Here is a 15300-nt window from a genome sequence, read left to right as displayed (position 1 = left end):
TTTCATTGCTGGGTGTGCTGAGGTTTTTTTCTATAAAGTGTATTTTCGGCTAAACGGGATTGGAATATAGCCAAAAGGCTTAAAAAATAGCCAAAACCTATTTAAAAATAACCATAACGCCTCGAAAAATTGCCAAAATAAGTTTCCAAGGACATCCTATATAGTAAACTAAAAATAAAAAGAGGAGAATGGCAATGATTGAACTAAAATACTTTGAACGATCTGATTTTCAGCAGCTCATCCATTGGGTTGAATCACCTGAATTCCTGCTTCAATGGTCTGGCCCTGCATTTGAATATCCCTTAACGGAGAGCCAGTTAGAAAAATATATCATGAATGCCAATCATGATAATTCAGATACCTTGATATTTAAAGTGGTAGATGACGAGACGGGAAATGTTGTCGGTCACATTTCTTTAGGAAGAATTGATAGAAAGCACCGTTCCGCTAGAGTGGGGAAAGTTTTAGTTGGGGATGAAAATGCAAGAGGAAAAGGCATCGGCCGGCAAATGATCAACGAAATCCTAAAAATTGCATTCGATGAACTGCACATGCACCGGGTCAGCTTAGGTGTGTTTGACTTCAATACTCCCGCTATCGCCTGCTACGAAAAAGCTGGTTTTGTCAAAGAAGGGTTACTGCGGGATTCCAGTAAAATCGGCGACGACTATTGGAATCAATGGGAAATGAGTATTCTTGAGAGTGAGTGGCAGAAGGCAAATAAAAGATAATCTGATCTGCAGGAAGACGGAGTTTGTCTCTGAGGAATATGTACCTTGAGGGATGATCATAGTGCGCGGAGCAGTAACGATGTTGGTCTATTGCGCTCTTTGAAGTGTTCATGATGCGATTGGCGCCTCCTTTTCTATTCTTGCGCGCTCTTTAACCTTTTCTTAGGGCGCGCGGGGGCTCTTTTGTTATTCTTCCGCGCTCTTTAACCTGTTCTTAGCGCGCGCGGCTACCCTTTTTTTATTCTTCCGCGCTCTTTAACTTGCTCTTAGTACGCGCGCGGCGATCCTTTTTTTATTCTCACGCGCTCTTTAACCTGTTCTTAGCGCGCGCGGCTACCCTTTTTTTATTCTTCCGCGCTCTTTAACTTGCTCTTAGTACGCGTGGGGGACTCTTTTTTATTCTTGCGCGCTCTTTAACTTGCTCTTAGTACGCGCGGCGCTTCCTTTTTTATTCTTCCGCGCTCTTTAACTTGTTCTTAGTACGCGCGGCGATCCTTTTTTTATTCTTCCGCGCTCTTTAACCTGTTCTTAGTACGCGCGGGAGCTCTTTTTTTATTCTTCCGCGCTCTTTAACCTTTTCTTAGCGCGCGCGGGGTTCCTTTTTTTATTCTACCGCGCTCTTTAACTTGCTCTTAGGGCGCATGGGGTTCCCTTTTTTATTCTTGCGCGCTCTTTAACCTGTTCTTAGCGCGCGCGGAGGCCCTTTTTTTATTCTTCCGCGCTCTTTAACCTTTTCTTAGCGCGCGCGGAGGCCCTTTTTTTATTCTTCCGCGCTCTTTAACTTGCCCATAGTCCGCGCAGTGCACCTTTTTTATTGGTTCCTTTAATTATTACTATATTTCAATTAAATCCTTGCCATAAAAATAGCCAAAGTGCTTTTCGTCAAAATCGACTCTATACGAGCAGATGCCTAATTGATTTCTCTTTTGTTCGCTGATTGTCCCCACTTTATTTTCAAAGCCTTTTAAATAATAGTAATCCTCTGGCTCCATTTTTTGTTTTAGTTCACTTTCAACTTTTTTTATCTTTACTTTTTCTCCCATTTCGAATGGAATGACAGGTTCAGAACCCCCGTCATGTTCTTCTTTTTCCATGTCCATTTCTTACATCTCCTATTAAAAATCACCCTTTTTACTATATAGGAACCCGTTTCTCATTGTCAACAAGGTTGACAATTGACAAAAATAGGGTTATACTAGTAGTAAACTAGGTTTACAATATATATATATAAGGGGCTGTGGCAATGTTTAATGTTGGAGATGTCATTATTTATTCAGTGCATGGTTTGAGCAGAATTGATGATATATGTGAAAAGACAATTTCCAATGTAACCAGAAAATATTATGTTTTACATCCTCTTGAACAGTCTACTTTAACCATTAGTGTACCAGTGGACAGCGATAAAGTCGTGATGCTGGAGATGATGGATCAGGCAGAGGCTGAGGAAATTTTACAATCGTTTAAACAGCCTGGGGTAAAGTGGATTGAAAATTCAAAACAACGATACAGTCAATACCACGATAAGATAAAAGCTGGCGACCGCATGGAAATTGCCCAAATTACCAACACCTTATTGAGAAAAGAATTGGAGTTAAGTTTGGACAATAAAAAAATGCATGAGCAAGACCGCAAAATATTAGAACCCATTCAACATCTATTATTTCAAGAAATGGCTATGACGTTAGATACCACATTAGAAAATATTTCGGAACAAGTCAACAATATGATAAAAGCATAATGGCATGAAAGAGTTGAGGATGTAGTCCACAACTCTTTTTTTTTATTAAAAAAGCTGCGCTTGTTCCGAGGGCTCTTGCGCGTGTCTAATCATTTCCGACTCCCCAGTCAGCCTTCAAAATATCTTTCAGGAATGCAACCTGTTTCTCTCCCATTTGATTGGTAATTTTCCTCTCAAGTGCTTTCTTAAGTTCCGCGTTTTTTTCAAAATAATCGTTTCCTAATGGCGTTAATTTGATGCACTTCTCTTTATTATTATTTTCAACGTTCATTACTTCCACTAAGCCCTTTGATTCCAGTCTTTTGATAAATTTATGGGTAGCCTGCCGGGAGATATCCACATTTTTGGATACATATGCAATGGTCGGCTGTTTTTTGTATATTCGCGCCATAATAAACCATTCAGAATTGGAGATATGAATATCACTGCGATCATTCCACAATTTCTCTGTAATTTGTCGAAGCAAAAGATGCCGCTCACTTAATAAGTCAATTAAATCTAAGTGTTCTAATTCATGATTCAAGTGTTTTCACTCCAATCCATTAATCGACAATACTATACAAAAAAATTTTTTATATGTCAACCAAGTTGACATTTTATTTAATTATTTTCTATAACAGGATAAGAAGTTTGTGTTGAATTCATATATTCAAGTAAAAAACCCCAAGAGAATGGCATTTATTTTAATGTTTGGTGCGTTTATCGGTTTATTTTGGTGAGACGGCATTAAATATGGCGTTAACAAATGTTATGGAGCAATTTTCCATTAGGGCTCCTGTTGCACAGTGGCTGACAACAGGATATTTACTAACCTTAGCGATTTTAGTGCCAATCTCCGCTCTTTTAATGAAATGGTTTACGAACATTAGTGATCGGAGGACTTGCTATCACGCTGGCGGGGGCAGTTTTAGCAACGATTTCCCCCGCTGTATTGGAAACCGGCCTGATCATCCAAGCTGTCAGAACAGGTATTTTAATTCCGGTCATGACGATTGGTTCTGTTAATGATTTTCCCGATTCCATAAACGCGGTGTGGTCATGGGGATTATGGGGCTTGTAATTACATTAGGGCCAGCTTTAGGACCGGCACTTTCAGGGGTTATTATTAGTATGCTTGGGTGGCATTATATTTTCTGGTTTAGTGCGGTTATTTATGTGGTACTGACACTCTTTGCTGCCGCTAAAATGGCCAATGTTTCGGAAATAACTAAACCTAGAATCGATTTCTTATCGATCGTTTTATCAACCATTGGTTTTGGCGGATTAATTTATGCTTTGGCGGTGATGGCTGAAATATCCTTTGCCTCTCCCAAATTATGGACTCCATTACTAGCAGAGGGTATCGCTCTTCCGGCAAAATTCCATGATAAGCCTATGATCCATTTAGGAGTATTCAAGCACCCTATGTTCACATTAGGAACAGTGATGATGTTCTTAAGTATTTTAGTCATTTTATCAACTGGAATTCTCTTGCCAATCTATCTAAAAGAATCTTTATTATTCAGCACTGCGGCGGCTGGCTTATTATTGCTTCCAGGTAATGCTGTCAATGTAATCATGTCACCGATTGTCGGAACCCTGTTTGATAAAAGAGGTCCAAAAAAATTAGTAATCGCAGGATCTATGATTGTATTGATTGGTAATCTCATTTTTGCTGCCGTTATTTCAGCATCAACCCCTGCTCGGCTTTATGATTCTATTCTTTGGGTTGACAATGGTCACCATTCCATCACAAACCAATGGTCTGAATGTATTACCGCGTGAGTTATATGCAGGTGGATCTGCCGCCATGAATACATTGAAACAAGCAGCCGGGGCTGCAGGTACTGCTATCGCGATTACCCTGTTTACAGCTGGTCAAACTAGTTTCGCAGCTGGAGCTCCTAATGCCGCACAGAGCGACATATTAGCTGCCGGCGTAAAATATACTTTCTACTTTGGTAACAGGGATATCTGTGGCTGCCTTGATCTGTTCTTTCTATTTCAAAGGCTGTTTTCGTAAACTATGTTGTTATGCCAAGAAAAGCGGTGGTTTATTCTATTTTGGAATAAGCGGACTCTGCGAAAAAGCTGGATTACAGGATAGCCCCCTTGGAAGTAAAAAATAAGCGGAAGTTTTCCCGTTATTTGCAAAATGAAGCTTAAATAGTAAAGTATAAGCGGAGTTTTTTCCGTTATTCAATGAAAAGCACCCGATTTTAGCCGTTTAAAATCAAATAAGGGAAATTCCTCCGTCTATTTCAGCTAATTAACATCCAATTTCCTAAATAAGGGGAATTTCTACCCCTATTTTTTGAACGAATCTTAAAAAGGGAGCAAAAAGCAACAATCTTTTAGAAAAGAGCCTTTTCAAAAAACCAAGTGAAGGAAAAGAACCATCTCCTACAACGGTAAAGGCTGCAGAACCAGTGCACTCTAAGTATTTTTTAAAAGCAAAACAGCAATGGTATTTACATTTTCACGCTAAATGCCTTTTTTATGTCTAAAAGCCAAGAATAATTTTCCATTTAATTGGAAAATATGATAACTCGAGGAGCGTTTGCAGGGAGGGAAACGGCCATTCAAATCTTGGGTTCTCTGATATTTATATTAGCAGCTTGGCGGTGGGCAGATTGGAAGCATTGGGAACGGTATCATACGACCATTCTTTATAAGATTTCGATGTCCTTATTATATGATGTGTTAACCTACAATTACCCCTTATGGGTGTTTAGTGATTTTTTCGTTCCAACCCATACGATCAATGCCCTTATTGTCACCTTTATTGCTTTTACCTGTACGGTATTATTGTTTCTTTCTCATTATCCCAGTTCAATAGGAAAGCAAGTCTTATATATAGCATTTTGGGTGTTGTTTAACTGTGGAATCGAATTATCTTATCATTTGATGGGCTTATTTCATTATGATAATGGCTGGAATTTTGGATGGTCCATTGCTTTTAATTGCATGATGTTTCCGATGTTAATTTTACATCATAAAAAGCCTTTAATTGCCTATGTGCTCTCAATCCCTATCATTATTATTCTATTACTGATTTTTGATGTTCCATTGGATAGAATGAAATGACGAACAAAGGGGCCGGCTTTCAGAATGTCCCTTCTTTTTGTAGAAAAAAAGAAGGGTTGCGCACACAATAGCTTCTCCCGTAAAGGTTAATAGGAAAAATAAAGGTGATGCAGTTATACCCGATGCTGTTTCACTTTGCAGAATATCCACAGTATCCCCTGCTCCTGAAATATCTGGTTGATAGAGAGCTTCGTTTATACATATCCTGTTAGGAATGCACCAACAAAATAAATGAGATGAATCATGGAAAAACTAATTTCATACTTGGCTCTCCCCCTCGACTTCAGCTGCCATATAATCCATATATGGGGTGCAAATAGCTGCAGGGTCTTTTGGTGGAGAACCTTATTTCGAAAAAAAAGTTCTTTGGCAGGCAATGGGTGCTTGCTGCCCGAATTTAATATAAAAAAGAGGGCTTTATGCCAACCAAAGTGGTTGGGAAGCCCTCCTTACTTATTTGGCAGAAATTCCACCAAGGGATAAATATTTAATATCGAGATATTCTTCGATTCCGTATTTACTTCCTTCCCGTCCTAATCCTGATTCCTTTACACCGCCAAATGGGGCTTGGGCGGTGGATGGCAGCCCGTCATTCGCACCGAGAATGCCAAATTCTAACCGTTCAGCAAGACGGAAAATTCTGCCCACATCCCTTGTAAAGAAATAGGCAGCCAAACCATAACGTGTATCATTTGCTTTGTGGATGACTTCATCCTCCGTTTCAAAAGGAAGAATCGCCACAACCGGGCCAAATGTTTCTTCACAGGATATCTTCATATCTTCCGTTACGCCTGCAAGAATCGTTGGCGGATAATAGAATCCTTTTTCAGATTCTGTACGTTTACCGCCCAATAACAGTTTGGCACCCTTCGAAACCGCATCTTGTACATGTTCTTCGACTTTTTGTACAGCTGCCGGCTCAATAAGAGGACCGACTGTGATTCCCTCCTCAAGGCCATTCCCAACTTTCATAGCCTGCAGGCGTGCCGTTAATTTTTCTGTAAAGGCTGGTAAAATATCGTGATGGACATAGAAGCGGTTGGCCGCCACGCATGTTTCACCCATCCCCCTCATCTTTGCCAAAGCAGCATTAGCAACAGCCTCATCCAAATCTGCATCTGGGAAGACAATAAACGGAGCATGTCCCCCTAATTCAAAAGAAACCCGCTTCATGGTATCAGATGCCTGTCTCATTAACAGTTTCCCAACATTCGTCGAACCTGTGAAAGAGATTTTACGCACACGGATATCTTCCATTAAGACTTGTGTCAGCTCAGCTGGATCAGTTCCAGCGACTACTGATAAGGCACCTTTAGGCAGACCTGCCTCTTCAAAAATGCCGGCAATCTCCAGTGCAGATAATGGCGTCATTTCAGATGGCTTGACAATCATAGTACATCCTGCAGCGAGTGCCGGTCCGATCTTTCTTGTAATCATCGCTGCTGGAAAGTTCCATGGGGTAATGGCGGCTGTCACGCCTGCCGGACGCTTGATCACTAGTATGCGTTTATCCTTCGAGTTCGAAGGGATAGTATCTCCATAGATTCGTTTAGCCTCCTCGGCAAACCATTCCAAAAAAGAAATGGCATAGGCGATTTCACCACGTGATTCACTAAGAGGTTTCCCTTCTTCTAACGTCATAATTCGAGCCAGCTTCTCTGTCCGCTCACGCATCAATTTCGCGGCTTCCACAAGAATTCTTGCACGTTCGGCCGCAACCGTGTCTGCCCATTCCGGCTGAATATGTACAGCAGCTTCAACCGCAAGTTTCATTTCTTCTTTTCCTGCATTAGGCACCTTGGCAATAATTTCTTCTGTTGCAGGATTGATGACATCAAATGTTTCTTTTTTATCAACCCATTCTCCGCCAACAAATAACTGATACTTTTCCACCATTGCTTCCGCCTTTCTTCTCTTGTTGAATTAGAATACAACGACTAAACGGGAAGCTTCCCCTCTTGCAAGCCGATCAAATCCTTCGTTGATCTCATCCAGCGATAAATGATCCGTTAACAATCTATCGACAGGCAGACGGCCCTGCTTATATAATTCAATAAAACGAGGAATATCCCGTGCTGGCACACAGCTTCCTACATAGGATCCTTTAAGCGTACGCTCTTCCGCCGTCAAGGTAACTTGCGGGAAGGAAAAATGATCATCAGGATGCGGCAATCCGGTCGTAACTGTTGTACCTCCTCTTTTTGTAATACCATAAGCTACGTTCATGGCAGGAACAACACCTGCTGTTTCAAATGCATAATCAACACCGCCGCCAGTTGCTTCACGAATTTGGGAGACGACTTCCACATCTCTCGAATTAAATGTATCAGTAGCTCCTAATTCACGTGCCTGTGCAAGCTTTGCATCATTGACATCTACTGCGATAATCCGGCTGGCTCCTGCTGTGACGGCCCCAAGAAGTGCACTTAGCCCAACTCCTCCAAGCCCAATGACAGCCACCGTACTGCCCATTTCAATCCCGGCTGTATTGACAACGGCTCCTACCCCGGTAATAACCGCACATCCGAATACAGCGACTTTATCAAATGGAATTTCAGGATCCACTTTTATTAAGGAGTTTCTTGAAACCACCGCATGATCGGCAAAAGCAGAAACACCTAAATGGTGATGAATCGTTCCATCGTTTAAATGAATCCGTCGTTCACCGCTTATTAACGTGCCGGCTGTATTGGCTTCAGCCCCTGGTTCACAAAGCGCAGGCCGTCCTTCTTGGCAAGGGAGACAATGACCACAGCTTGGAACGAAAGCACAAACGACATGATCCCCTGGTACCAGGTCGGTAACGCCTTCTCCGACTTCAACAACGACTCCCGCTGCTTCATGCCCCAGCGCCATTGGCATCGGGCGGGGGCGGCTTCCGTTAATAACGGAAAGATCCGAATGGCACAGACCAGCAGCCTTAATTTGTACCAACACTTCTCCACGTCCAGGAGGATCCAGCTCCAGTGTTTCAATCTTGATAGGTTTACTTTTGGCATAAGGGGCAGGAAGTCCCAATTCATGAAGTACTGCTGCACGTATTTTCATCACTCATTCTCCTTTTTATTCGTAATATCCCTCGGTAGATTTAATAAACTTGGCAAATTGATTAGAATCGTGGCCAAACCAGACCTCTGAATTCGTTTCTTTTGCCAGGCGGCGGATTTTTTCAACGGCTTTTGCATAACCAACAGAATCATAGATAATTCCTGGCGGCTTAATTGGCGGCCCAAAGCTTTCTGCCGTATAGATCGCATCTGAAGCTAAGATAATCCCGCCTTTCTCAGGCATCTCTACGTGTAGTCCAAGCATTCCCCAGGCATGTCCGCTTCCAAAGTTTAAAATCCGAATCCCGGAAGCTAGCTCAAGGAAATCCTCATCCCGCTTGATGGTCTGCCAGTGCAGCTGATTTTTAATCCAGGCATCAATATCACCCCATATATAAGCGCCTTCCTTTTGATGGCGGGCATAGCTTTGAAGCGTACCATTGAATTCATCTTCATGTACAATGATGGTTGCGTTTGTAAACATTTCTAAACAGCCGGCATGATCTAAATGCAGATGGGAAGCAATTACATATTTAATATCTTCCGGACGAACCTTAAGCTGTTCCAAACGGTTATGAAGGTAGCACTCCTCGCCAGCCTCCCACGGGAATGCTTTTTGCGTTGCTTCTGTCCAACGGCCTTCTGCCCCCATAGAATTTGGGTTACAGGAGGTATCAAATAAAATTTTACCTTCCGGGTGATCAATTAGAACTGTATAAATTGGGAATTTCACCATTTCAGAAGGCATTGCCGGGTTGTCAGTTGTCGCTGGATTATGCATCGCAATCATCCAGTTTTTATCCATTCTCATTCTTCCATTGTCCAATACATATAGCTTCGGTTTAGGTGTGATAATATTTGCCATGTTAAGCCTCCTCGTTTTTTTAATTCAACTAAATTTAATGCAAGAAACATGCCAAACTTTCAAAGTACTATTCTTGCAGTCATTCATCGTTTTAACACTCATAAGAATGGTGAATAATTTCACCATCCAGTTAAGAAAGGGTTTACAAATAGGCTTTAAAACTTCATACTAGACATATGGTGAAAAAATTCAGCAATTCTGAAAAAATTCACCACCTATATTTTGATAAGGGTGAAGCTTATGGCTCAAGTGTTGAATAATAAACAAATGTTAGCCATTCTTGAATTCACAACAGATGGAATTTATGTTGTCGATCGTCATGGAGTTACTATGTTCGTCAATCGTGCTTATGAACAGATCACTGGATTCTCACGGGAACAACTAGTCGGACGACATATGATGGATTTAATTCAAGATGAATTTATCGATCAATCTGCCTCCCTTCTAGTCCTAGAGGAAAAGAAAGAAGTCTCTTTATTGCAAACCATTGCCCATAAAAAAGAGGTAATCGTTACGGGAAATCCCGTTTTTGCTGAGGATGGAACCATAGAAATGGTTGTTACCAGTGTTAGAGATGTTACCAGACTAAATTCATTACAAAAGGACCTGAGTAAAGCCCAAACTTTTTCAAAAATGCAAAACTATCGATTTACTTTAACCACTGATGAGGAAGGAAATAAATTTCTCTTCCGCGATATCCAAATGAAAAAAATCTATGTAAAAGCAACGCAAATTGCTCCATTCCCAACAAGTGTTTTGTTAACCGGCCCATCAGGTGCGGGGAAGGAGGTAATTGCCAACCTCATTCATGAGTTCAGCGACCGGAAAGATAAACCATTTATAAAAGTAAACTGTGGTGCGATCCCTGAGACCCTGTTAGAATCTGAATTCTTTGGTTATGCTTCCGGAGCCTTTACAGGAGCCCGCCGGGAAGGAAAAATCGGATTATTAGAATTAGCTAATAATGGGACCATTATGCTTGATGAAATTGGGGAGATGCCGATTCAGCTGCAAGTTAAGCTTTTGCGTGCTCTGCAAGAAAAGAAGATTCGAAGAGTTGGAGGAACAGAGGACATTTCGGTAGATATCCGCTTGATCAGTGCAACCAACCAGGATATTAAAAATTTAATCAAACAAGGAAAGTTTAGGGAAGACCTTTACTACAGGATCGCCGTTATCGAACTGCAGATTCCGCCTTTATGCGAGCGCAGGGAAGATATCGAGCTGCTCGTAGATCATTATTTTGAATACTATTGCCAGCGGTATAAAATTCAAAAAGTCATGACACCTGAGGCCAAGCGCTATCTCATTCACTATCAATGGCCAGGAAATGTACGGGAGCTGAAAAACATCATGGAGAACCTTGTTACTTCGATATCTGATCCAAGAATTGAACCTTATCACCTTCCCTATCAGTTTCAGCAGACAGCCAATGAATCAACGTCAGATTTGAAAAGCAGATTGGAACAGCTGGAAAAACGAATCGTTAATGAGGCGGTTATCAGCCATCCATCCATACGCCAAGCCGCTAAATCACTGGGAATTGATCATAGTACATTAGTGAAAAAACTGCAAAAGTGGAGACAGCCTTTGAATAGACAATAGGAATTCAGGCTGCAGTATCAGCTTCAGCAGGCTCAGCTCCGCTATTACTAAGACAAAGACGGATGATGGCGAGCTATTTGCCGCCGTTTTGTAATCAAGATCTTTTTAAAAATTTCCTTATATATTAGCTCCTTCTGAAAGAACGAATTCTTGACGCCCCCCTTTTGAAGAAATCTCTAAAAAGATTTCACTAACATAAAAAGGCCGATTTCCTAGAGCAAATCAGAAATCGACTTTTTTATATATCCTTCTTACAATAGTACCCGATTAGTGAAGAAACTGCCTATTCTGTACAAGGTCCTCTTAAATAATTGGCTGATTCAGAAACCTCTTCCCCCGGTCTTTATTCGTTTTAAAGAAAACACCTCATCCATTTTATGTACAAACATCACTTTTTTCCGAATGTATGTTATTTCATTCAAAGGGTACAGATGCCTTCAACAACTTCACGATCCTACAGTTTCAAGTTTCCAACATTGATATCTGCTTTACCTTCACTAAAAACACCTTATAGCACCCCCATCTTCAAAAATAGGCATTTCCTCCCGAATTCATGAATATCCATTAAAGTTAGAATATCTAATCAAGGAGGTAGTGGAATATGAAAGATCAAACAATCGTCTTAAGAGATGGGAGAAAGCTAGGCTATTCTGAGTATGGAAATGCCAAGGGGAAGCCTATTTTCTTCTTCCACGGTACACCTGGGGCTAGAAATCATCCAGCTGCCCAAATCATTGAGTCGGCTGTTCCGTTTGTCCGTCTTTTTGTGGTAGATCGCCCTGGTTATGGATTATCCGATCCCCAAAAAGGCAGAACTCTTCAAGATTGGAATTTGGATTTCTCGGAATTACTTGAGCATCTAAATCTCTCGTCCTTTTCCATCATAGCACCTTCCGGCGGGACACCTTATGCTATTTCCATCAGTTATTTTATGCCTGAGAAAGTAGAAAAGACAGCTATTTTATGCGGGGTTGGACCGGTATATATACCGGAGCTGTTAGAAGAAATGGGGGAGGAGGAGAAAAGTTCGATAAAGGCTGCGTTATACCAGCCAGAACTGCTTGAGGCATTTGTTGCCAAAGTAAAGGAAAATCCTGTTCAATACGTCAATAGTCTGGTAGAAAAGATGCCAAAAGAAAGCCAGCAAAAATTAACACCTGCAGTGATCAACGGTTACACAAATTTAGCCATTGAAAGTTCTAAAACCCCTTATGGAATGATTGATGATGGGAAAATTTTCGGAACGCCATGGAATATACCATTTGAAAAGATAAAAGTCCCTATCCATTTTTGGCACGGTGATCAAGATGTAAACGTTCCAATGTCCCATGCTGAATATCTATCCTCTAAAATACCGCATGCTGGTCTTACAAGATTGGAAGGATTAGATCATCTCACAACAACCATCCATGGATTATCACCTGCACTTAACTATTTATTAGAATAGCAGCAGATAGAGGGGAACGGTTCTTTTTTTGCCCTTATACTGAGATCACGAACCGCCCCCAGACTTTGCTATTTCGAGGTATTATATACCTGCTGAAAAAGGGGTAAAACCCAAAATGGTGTCCACCACCATGTAAAGCTTTCATATTCCTAATGAGTCTTTCAGGAAAGTGGTCAAATATTCGACATTTGTTATTTTTTTATTGCATTCACTGCTGTCAGCACAAATAAGATTGCCGATAGCCCTGTAATAATCCGGGTTTTTCGGTTTTTTCGCTTTCGTTACGGTGGAAAAATAGACAACCTCGCCAAAACTGTTACAGATGGAACAAAGATTTTTTTTACTAGTTGGTGCAAATTCACATTCAATACCGGCCATTTTCCCCTCCAGCTCATATACTATAAATTTTTTATTGGATCTTAGGTCATTCCAGCTTAAATAGGTCAGCTGGCTGTGGTCTATAGTTGATAAATCCGGCAGCTTTAATTTTTTATGTTTCGGAAACATTTTTTTCAGCTGCTGCTCGGTGATTTTTGGAAACGGCCGTAAATAGTCCGAAAGATGCTGAATATATTGCTCATACTCTTTATCTGTTTTCAGTTTGGATAGGTCCAGCATTTCCTGTTGTTCCGGTGATGCATTTGGAAAGAGAGCCAGGATTTTGGCATTGGCTAAATCAACCACAGCCGCCAATACGTTTTGGGGTACGTTCTTTTTGGTGCTGTCTTTAATGAAAGCAATTTGTTTTTTTATAAAATTCAATTGTTCATTTTTCATAAACTTTTGGTCCATCACGAAAATCTCCCATCATTTTCATTCATACTTAATCCTATTTTAAATACTGCACCACGCCTTTAAAATGGAGAAAATGACTTAGAAACGTTTTTTACATAAGAACAGCACGGATGAAGGATGTTCACCAGTGCTGTTCGCCTACTTTTTATGTGAATAGACAATCTTCTTAATCGTTTCCGTTGAAAGATAATATTCCTCAGCCAGCTGCTGGATACTGCAGCCGTTCGAAAAGGATTTTCTAATGGCAGCATTACGGTGGTCAAGCAGCTGTCTTCCGCCGCTTGATGTTCCCCATTTCTGATACTCCGCTTCCTGCTTAGGAATATAAAGGGTTTCCCCTTGGACATACTTTTGGATTTCCATGATTAGCTTTTCAGGTAAAACTTTGTTTGCATTCATATATTTCAAATTTGCCCGCCCCTTATTTTGATTTTGAAAAAAATAAGGTGCAAAGCCAAAATATTAGAAAAGCTTGTTCAGCGATAAAATTAACTTTTTCGCCCCATGCAAAGTATCGCCTTTCCAATAATAGGCTTTGCATGAGTGTAAGAAGTACCTGACAATCTTAAGTGATTCTCCATCTGTAAGCACCCCCTTTAGTGTATTATTATAACGAATTTTACTTTCCGAATGAATCGTTTTTTATGCTGGGTGGAGCACTCCTTTTGGGCTCTACATTTGTTAGTGAAACAAAATGAAAAAAACGCACAAAAATTTTATCAGAATAGGCAATAAGAGCAGTGGTTTACATTTTTCACCACTGCTCTTACTTTTGCTTTTTAAAAAACGAAACTTTATTCATTCACCACATTTTTGTTTTCAAGATGTGCTGCCTTAGCTAAAGTTCCCTCTCTAAGAAACCTGCGAATCTCCTCTATAGGAATCCCCACTTGTTTAGCCTGAATAATCAAGTCCACCCATTCATTATCTAGCTTTCTCTCCATTACCATTTCTCCTTACCTCATAATAAGCCTTGTCCTTATAATGCTGGCTTTATGTGAATCCAAAATTTTGCATCCTCTAATGCTAATAGAATAATAGCCTGTGGTCGTTTTTTGATGTACTTAGACCAAAATGAAAATCCAGTCCAATAACAGTAAAAAACTATTCCCTTTTTGATAACATTCCGTTTAGAAAAAGATGAACAATCTCTGATGCAATTTCTTCGGGTTCTTTTATACCCGGAAATAATTTGGTAAGGGTGAGACGCTCAATGGTGCCAACTAAAATCTCAGCTATCAAGCCCATATCCATATCCGTTTGAAAATAACCATTCTTCACTTCAGAAATTAAGTTGTCTCTTATTTGCAGGGCTAACTGTTTTTTAATCACTTCAGCCTCTAATGAATTAAAAAATCCAATGCGCGTTACATTTTGATTCTCAGAAAAAAAAGTAAAGATTCCCGTTAATCCTTTTGTAATTCTCAATGGTAAGGAGTTGAAATCAATTCCGGGTTCTAATCTACTCTTACTAGTAAGATCAAACAGCCCTTTGCTAAACGAATCCATTAATTCCTGATATATTGCCTCTTTACTTTTAAAGTAAAGGTAAAAGGTTGGCTGCGTTACGCCTGCCCTTTGAACGATTGTGCTAACCTTTGTTTGATAATAACCCTTGTTCGCAAACTCTTCTGCAGCAATCGAAAGCAATAGAGCTCTGCTCTGTTCACCGCTAGCCCCTTTTTTCCTGCCCCTTTTGCCCATTTGACATCTCCTTCAAAATATAAACCATATATTACTCGTTAGTATTATCTTATAAAAATTCACTTGGAGTCAATATTAATTTGTAAATTTTCAGAAAACATTTAAGATCCCTTTCTTTTTTCAGGAATTTGGCCCTTAAAGTTATTTATTGAAAACTAAAATAATTATTTATATTTTAGGATTCATAAAAAAAGAGTTTCCAAAGAAACTCATCTGAACATTAACAAATTTTTAAAATGATTACCACTGCACTTGATATAAATCCTTTTAATTATATTATTGACCGTATCATAATTAGACCA

Annotated in this window: 17 protein-coding genes; 8 read left to right on the top strand and 9 right to left on the bottom strand. The window is 40.2% G+C overall.

Features of this window, described 5'->3' with window-relative positions:
* Positions 1-194 precede the first annotated feature (194 nt).
* Positions 195-731 carry a GNAT family N-acetyltransferase gene (locus tag M3183_RS04020; protein WP_251466729.1) on the top strand — a complete coding sequence of 179 codons (537 nt, stop codon included), beginning with the start codon at positions 195-197 and terminating at the stop codon, positions 729-731.
* An 833-nt stretch (positions 732-1564) separates the two neighbouring features.
* Here M3183_RS04020 and M3183_RS04015 read toward each other — a convergent pair.
* Entirely contained in the window at positions 1565-1831 is a 267-nt protein-coding gene (locus M3183_RS04015; RefSeq protein WP_251466727.1) for a hypothetical protein, read from the bottom strand.
* 143 nt (positions 1832-1974) lie between these two features.
* On the opposite strand from M3183_RS04015, the gene M3183_RS04010 reads away from it, so the two are divergent.
* Positions 1975-2469, top strand: coding sequence for a CarD family transcriptional regulator (locus M3183_RS04010; RefSeq protein WP_251466725.1), 495 nt, complete (start codon positions 1975-1977; stop codon positions 2467-2469).
* An 85-nt stretch (positions 2470-2554) separates the two neighbouring features.
* On the opposite strand, the gene M3183_RS04005 is transcribed toward M3183_RS04010, so the two are convergent.
* Positions 2555-2992, bottom strand: a complete 438-nt coding sequence (locus M3183_RS04005) for a MarR family winged helix-turn-helix transcriptional regulator (RefSeq protein WP_251466723.1) — start codon at positions 2990-2992, stop codon at positions 2555-2557.
* A gap of 209 nt (positions 2993-3201) precedes the next feature.
* Between M3183_RS04005 and M3183_RS04000 the strand changes: the two genes are divergently transcribed.
* From M3183_RS04000 to M3183_RS03985, 4 genes are all read left to right on the top strand, one after another.
* The gene (locus M3183_RS04000) at positions 3202-3474 is read left to right on the top strand and encodes a hypothetical protein (RefSeq protein WP_251466720.1); all 273 of its coding nucleotides are present in this window, start codon (positions 3202-3204) and stop codon (positions 3472-3474) included.
* A 42-nt stretch (positions 3475-3516) separates the two neighbouring features.
* The gene (locus M3183_RS03995) at positions 3517-4233 is read left to right on the top strand and encodes an MFS transporter (protein WP_251466718.1); all 717 of its coding nucleotides are present in this window, start codon (positions 3517-3519) and stop codon (positions 4231-4233) included.
* 25 nt (positions 4234-4258) lie between these two features.
* On the top strand, positions 4259-4471 hold the full coding sequence (locus tag M3183_RS03990; protein ID WP_251466716.1) for a hypothetical protein: 213 nt from the start codon (positions 4259-4261) through the stop codon (positions 4469-4471).
* A gap of 518 nt (positions 4472-4989) precedes the next feature.
* Positions 4990-5535: a CBO0543 family protein gene (locus M3183_RS03985; RefSeq protein WP_251466714.1), complete on the top strand. Its 546-nt coding sequence runs from the start codon at positions 4990-4992 to the stop codon at positions 5533-5535.
* 453 nt (positions 5536-5988) lie between these two features.
* On the opposite strand, the gene M3183_RS03980 is transcribed toward M3183_RS03985, so the two are convergent.
* From M3183_RS03980 to ahlS, 3 genes are read right to left on the bottom strand one after another with little or no spacing between them, the layout of a single operon-like run.
* Positions 5989-7428: an NAD-dependent succinate-semialdehyde dehydrogenase gene (locus M3183_RS03980; RefSeq protein ID WP_311315348.1), complete on the bottom strand. Its 1440-nt coding sequence runs from the start codon at positions 7426-7428 to the stop codon at positions 5989-5991.
* A gap of 30 nt (positions 7429-7458) precedes the next feature.
* Positions 7459-8583 carry a zinc-dependent alcohol dehydrogenase family protein gene (locus M3183_RS03975; protein WP_251466711.1) on the bottom strand — a complete coding sequence of 375 codons (1125 nt, stop codon included), beginning with the start codon at positions 8581-8583 and terminating at the stop codon, positions 7459-7461.
* A gap of 15 nt (positions 8584-8598) precedes the next feature.
* Positions 8599-9447: an AhlS family quorum-quenching N-acyl homoserine lactonase gene (gene ahlS, locus M3183_RS03970; protein ID WP_251466709.1), complete on the bottom strand. Its 849-nt coding sequence runs from the start codon at positions 9445-9447 to the stop codon at positions 8599-8601.
* A gap of 240 nt (positions 9448-9687) precedes the next feature.
* Between ahlS and M3183_RS03965 the strand changes: the two genes are divergently transcribed.
* Positions 9688-11052, top strand: a complete 1365-nt coding sequence (locus tag M3183_RS03965) for a sigma-54 interaction domain-containing protein (RefSeq protein ID WP_251466707.1) — start codon at positions 9688-9690, stop codon at positions 11050-11052.
* A gap of 601 nt (positions 11053-11653) precedes the next feature.
* Entirely contained in the window at positions 11654-12499 is an 846-nt protein-coding gene (locus tag M3183_RS03960; protein WP_251466705.1) for an alpha/beta fold hydrolase, read from the top strand.
* A 141-nt stretch (positions 12500-12640) separates the two neighbouring features.
* On the opposite strand, the gene M3183_RS03955 is transcribed toward M3183_RS03960, so the two are convergent.
* The 4 genes from M3183_RS03955 to M3183_RS03940 form a co-directional block, all read right to left on the bottom strand.
* Positions 12641-13291 (bottom strand): FusB/FusC family EF-G-binding protein, encoded by a 651-nt coding sequence (locus M3183_RS03955; RefSeq protein WP_251466704.1) that lies wholly within the window; start codon positions 13289-13291, stop codon positions 12641-12643.
* A gap of 141 nt (positions 13292-13432) precedes the next feature.
* Complete coding sequence (locus M3183_RS03950; RefSeq protein WP_251466703.1) at positions 13433-13702, bottom strand: CD3324 family protein; 270 nt, start codon at positions 13700-13702, stop codon at positions 13433-13435.
* Between the two features lie 386 nt (positions 13703-14088).
* Positions 14089-14238, bottom strand: a complete 150-nt coding sequence (locus tag M3183_RS03945; RefSeq protein ID WP_251466702.1) for an anti-repressor SinI family protein — start codon at positions 14236-14238, stop codon at positions 14089-14091.
* A 160-nt stretch (positions 14239-14398) separates the two neighbouring features.
* Complete coding sequence (locus M3183_RS03940) at positions 14399-14998, bottom strand: TetR/AcrR family transcriptional regulator (RefSeq protein WP_251466701.1); 600 nt, start codon at positions 14996-14998, stop codon at positions 14399-14401.
* Positions 14999-15300: the final 302 nt, after the last annotated feature.

Origin of the sequence: Neobacillus mesonae (genome assembly GCF_023715155.1) — a bacterium.
GTDB classification, from domain to species: Bacteria; Bacillota; Bacilli; order Bacillales; family Cytobacillaceae; genus Neobacillus; species Neobacillus mesonae_A.
This window is presented reverse-complemented; position numbering and strand designations above follow the sequence as displayed.

Coding starts and splice junctions, on each gene's coding strand:
- M3183_RS04000 (WP_251466720.1), top strand. CDS start 3,202: ATGGCGTTAACAAATGTTATGGAGCAATTTTCCATTAGGGCTCCTGTT.
- M3183_RS03960 (WP_251466705.1), top strand. CDS start 11,654: ATGAAAGATCAAACAATCGTCTTAAGAGATGGGAGAAAGCTAGGCTAT.
- M3183_RS04010 (WP_251466725.1), top strand. CDS start 1,975: ATGTTTAATGTTGGAGATGTCATTATTTATTCAGTGCATGGTTTGAGC.
- M3183_RS03990 (WP_251466716.1), top strand. CDS start 4,259: ATGAATACATTGAAACAAGCAGCCGGGGCTGCAGGTACTGCTATCGCG.
- ahlS (WP_251466709.1), bottom strand. CDS start 9,447: ATGGCAAATATTATCACACCTAAACCGAAGCTATATGTATTGGACAAT.
- M3183_RS03985 (WP_251466714.1), top strand. CDS start 4,990: ATGATAACTCGAGGAGCGTTTGCAGGGAGGGAAACGGCCATTCAAATC.
- M3183_RS04015 (WP_251466727.1), bottom strand. CDS start 1,831: ATGGACATGGAAAAAGAAGAACATGACGGGGGTTCTGAACCTGTCATT.
- M3183_RS03940 (WP_251466701.1), bottom strand. CDS start 14,998: ATGGGCAAAAGGGGCAGGAAAAAAGGGGCTAGCGGTGAACAGAGCAGA.
- M3183_RS03995 (WP_251466718.1), top strand. CDS start 3,517: ATGGGGCTTGTAATTACATTAGGGCCAGCTTTAGGACCGGCACTTTCA.
- M3183_RS03965 (WP_251466707.1), top strand. CDS start 9,688: ATGGCTCAAGTGTTGAATAATAAACAAATGTTAGCCATTCTTGAATTC.
- M3183_RS03975 (WP_251466711.1), bottom strand. CDS start 8,583: ATGAAAATACGTGCAGCAGTACTTCATGAATTGGGACTTCCTGCCCCT.
- M3183_RS04020 (WP_251466729.1), top strand. CDS start 195: ATGATTGAACTAAAATACTTTGAACGATCTGATTTTCAGCAGCTCATC.
- M3183_RS03945 (WP_251466702.1), bottom strand. CDS start 14,238: ATGGAGAGAAAGCTAGATAATGAATGGGTGGACTTGATTATTCAGGCT.
- M3183_RS03955 (WP_251466704.1), bottom strand. CDS start 13,291: ATGGACCAAAAGTTTATGAAAAATGAACAATTGAATTTTATAAAAAAA.